The following is a 3,453-nucleotide window of genomic DNA, read 5'->3' as shown; positions in this document are numbered from 1 at the left end:
CACAACTCCCACGCCGCCGCCTACAGCCTCCTCTCCTACCAGACGGCCTACGTGAAGGCCCACTACCCCGTGGAGTTCATGGCCGCCCTCCTTTCCGTGGAGCGGCAGGATTCCGACAAGGTGGCGGAGTACATCCGGGACGCCCGGGCCATGGGCATAGAGGTCCTTCCCCCCGACATCAACCGCTCGGGCTTTGACTTCAAGGTGGTGGGGGAGGAGATCCTCTTCGGGCTTTCGGCGGTGAAGAACGTGGGGGAGGGGGCGGCCCTGGCCATCCTCGAGGAGCGGGAGCGGGGCGGCCCCTTCAGGAGCCTAGGGGACTTCCTCAAGCGCCTGGACGAGAAGGTGGTGAACAAGCGCACCCTGGAGTCCCTCATCAAGGCGGGGGCCATGGACGCCTTCGGGGACCGGGCGAGGCTCCTCGCCTCCCTGGACCCCCTGCTCCGCTGGGCCGCGGGGGTCCGGGAGCGGGAGCGCTCGGGGATGTGGGGGCTTTTCGCCGAGGTGGAGGAGCCCCCCCTCCAGGAGGCCCCGCCCCTGGACGAGATCACCCGGCTCCGCTACGAGAAGGAGGCCCTGGGCATCTACGTCTCCGGCCACCCCGTCCTCCGCTACCCGGGCCTGAGGGAGGCGGCGAGCTGCACCCTAGGGGAGCTGGAAGACTTCGCAAGGGGGCTTCCTCCCCGCTCCCGGGTCCTCCTGGCGGGCATGGTGGAGGAGGTGGTGCGCAAGCCCACCCGCTCGGGGGGCATGATGGCCCGCTTCACCCTCTCCGACGAGACCGGGGCCCTGGAGGCGGTGGCCTTCGGCCGGGCCTACGAGGGGGTCTCCCCCAAGCTCAGGGAGGACCTCCCCCTCCTCGTCCTCGCCGAGGTGGAGCGGGAGGAGGGGGGCCTAAGGGTCATCGCCCAGGCGGTCTGGACCCACGAGGAGGTGGCCGAGGCCCCCAAGGCCCTGGAGGTGGAGGTGGACCACGCCCTCCTGGACGAAAAGGGGGTGGCCCTCCTCAAGAGCCTCCTGGACGAGCACCCCGGGCCCTTGCCCCTCTACGTGCGGGTCCAGGGCCCCTTCGGGGAGGCCCTCTTCGCCCTCCGGGAGGCCCGGGTGGGGGAGGGGGCCCTGGGGGCCCTCGAGGCCGAGGGCTTCCGCGCCTACCTGGTGCCGGACCGGGAGGTTTTCCTCCAGGGGAACGGGGGCGGCCAGAAGGAGGAGGCGGTTCCCTTCTAAGCACCCCACCGCGGCTTTTGCCGCGGTGGGGGCCCCAAAAAGCGCTTTCCCAAAGCCCTAGCTTGGGCATCCCACCCATGCCGGCGCAAGCCAGCATGGGGACGAAAGAAAAAGGGGCTGGGCTGGCCCAGCCCCTTGGCCTCACGCGGCCTTAGAAGTCCATGTCCCCGGCGCCCGCGGGGGCGGGGGTGGACTCCTTCTTCTCGGGCTTCTCGGCCACCACCGCCTCGGTGGTGAGGATGAGGGCGCCGATGGAGGAGGCGTTCTGGAGGGCGGAGCGGGTCACCTTGGCGGGGTCCACGATCCCGGCCTCCACCATGTCCACGTACTCCCCGGTGGCGGCGTTGAAGCCGAAGCGGAGGTTCTTGGTCTCGGAGAGGATCTTCTGCACCACCACGGACCCCTCGTAGCCGGCGTTCTCGGCGATCTGGCGGGCGGGCTCCTCCAGGGCGCGGCGGACGATCTTGGCGCCCGTGGCCTCATCCCCTTCCAGCTTGGCGATGAGCTCCTCCACGGCGCTGATGGCCCGAAGGAGGGCCACGCCGCCGCCCGGAACGATCCCCTCTTCCACCGCGGCCCGGGTGGCGTTCAGGGCGTCCTCAAAGCGGTGCTTCTTCTCCTTGAGCTCGGTCTCGGTGGCGGCGCCCACCCGGATCACGGCCACCCCGCCCGCGAGCTTGGCCAGGCGCTCCTGGAGCTTCTCCTTGGCGTACTCGCTGTCGGTGGTCTCCAGCTCCTTCCTGATGCCGTTGATCCGGGCCTCAATGTCCTCCTTCTTGCCCTTGCCGCCCACGATGGTGGTCTCGTCCTTGGTGATGCGCACCCGCTCGGCCCGGCCCAGCATGGAGAGGGTGGCGTTCTCCAGCTTGAAGCCGAGCTCCTCGGAGATCACGGTGCCGCCGGTGACGGCCGCGATGTCCTTGAGCATCTCCTTGCGGCGGTCACCGAAGCCGGGGGCCTTCACCGCGGCCACGTTCAGGGTGCCCCGGAGCTTGTTCACCACCAAGGTGGCGAGGGCCTCGCCCTCCACGTCCTCGGCGATGAGGAGGAGGGGCTTGCCGGTCTGGGCCACCTGCTCCAGGATGGGGAGGAGCTCGCGGACGTTGGAGACCTTCTTCTCCACGATGAGGATGAAGGCGTCCTCGAGGACCGCCTCCATGGCCTCGGGGTTGGTGACGAAGTAGGGGGAGATGTACCCCTTGTCAAACTGGTACCCCTCCACGAACTTCAGCTCGGTCTCCAGGCTCTTGGACTCCTCAACGGTGATGATCCCCTCCTTCCCCACCTTCTCCATGGCGTCGGCGATGAGCTTGCCGACGTCGGGGTCGTTGGCGGAGATGGTGGCCACCTCCTCAATGGCCTTCCGGTCCTCCACGGGGATGGCGAGGGCCTTGATCTTCTCCACCGCGGCCTCCACCGCCTTCTCAATGCCCCGCTTGAGGGCGAGGGGGTTGGCCCCGGCGGCCACGTTCTTCAGGCCTTCCCGGACGATGGCCTGGGCCAAGACGGTGGCCGTGGTGGTGCCGTCGCCCGCCACGTCGTTGGTCTTGGAGGCCACCTCCTTGAGGAGCTGGGCCCCGATGTTCTCCAGGTGGTTCTCCAGCTCAATCTCCTTGGCTACCGTCACCCCGTCTTTGGTGATGGTGGGGGAGCCGAACTTCTTCTCCAGGACCACGTTCCGGCCCCGGGGGCCAAGGGTGACCTTCACCGCGTCGGCCACCGCGTTCACGCCGCGCTCCAGCGCCCTGCGAGCCGCCTCGTCAAACACCAGGATCTTCGCCATGGTTCACCTCCTTTACTGCAGGACCGCCAAGAGGTCGCGCTCGGAGAGGATCACGTACTCCTCGCCGTCGATCTCGATCTCGGTGCCGCCGTACTTGGCGAAGACCACGATGTCCCCCTCCTTGACCTCGAGGGGCACCTTCTGGCCGTTCTCCAGCACGCGGCCCGTGCCCACCGCGATCACCTTGCCCTTCTGGGGCTTCTCCTTGGCGGTGTCGGGCAGGACGATGCCGCCCTTGGTCTTGGGCTCCTCCTCGATCCGCTTCACCACGACCCGGTCGCCTAGGGGCTTGATCACCGTCTTCACCTCCGCAGCCATACCCACTCCCTCCTTTGACGCTCAAAGGGTGAGAGTGTCAACCAAGGGTCATTATTCTGCCCCGGGCAGGTTCTTGTCAAGGGCTTGTGGGCTTGCCTAACCCCGGAGGGGGCGGGAGAAGGGAG

Annotated in this window: 3 protein-coding genes; 1 reads left to right on the top strand and 2 read right to left on the bottom strand. The window is 68.3% G+C overall.

The features are described from left to right. The coding region (locus tag AC01Y6_RS06500) for a helix-hairpin-helix domain-containing protein (RefSeq protein ID WP_476670785.1) at positions 1-1,227 on the top strand (1,227 nt) is incomplete at its 5' end. 151 nt (positions 1,228-1,378) lie between these two features. Here the strand turns inward: AC01Y6_RS06500 and groL are convergent. Together groL and groES are read right to left on the bottom strand one after the other, a co-directional pair. Continuing rightward, complete coding sequence (gene groL, locus AC01Y6_RS06495; RefSeq protein WP_347241524.1) at positions 1,379-3,010, bottom strand: chaperonin GroEL; 1,632 nt, start codon at positions 3,008-3,010, stop codon at positions 1,379-1,381. Positions 3,011-3,022: 12 nt separating this feature from the next. After that, entirely contained in the window at positions 3,023-3,328 is a 306-nt protein-coding gene (gene groES / locus AC01Y6_RS06490; protein WP_054638118.1) for a co-chaperone GroES, read from the bottom strand. Between the last annotated feature and the right edge of the window lie 125 nt (positions 3,329-3,453).

Source organism: Thermus sp. (genome assembly GCF_056332225.1).
This window is presented reverse-complemented; position numbering and strand designations above follow the sequence as displayed.

Coding starts and splice junctions, on each gene's coding strand:
- groL (WP_347241524.1), bottom strand. CDS start 3,010: ATGGCGAAGATCCTGGTGTTTGACGAGGCGGCTCGCAGGGCGCTGGAG.
- groES (WP_054638118.1), bottom strand. CDS start 3,328: ATGGCTGCGGAGGTGAAGACGGTGATCAAGCCCCTAGGCGACCGGGTC.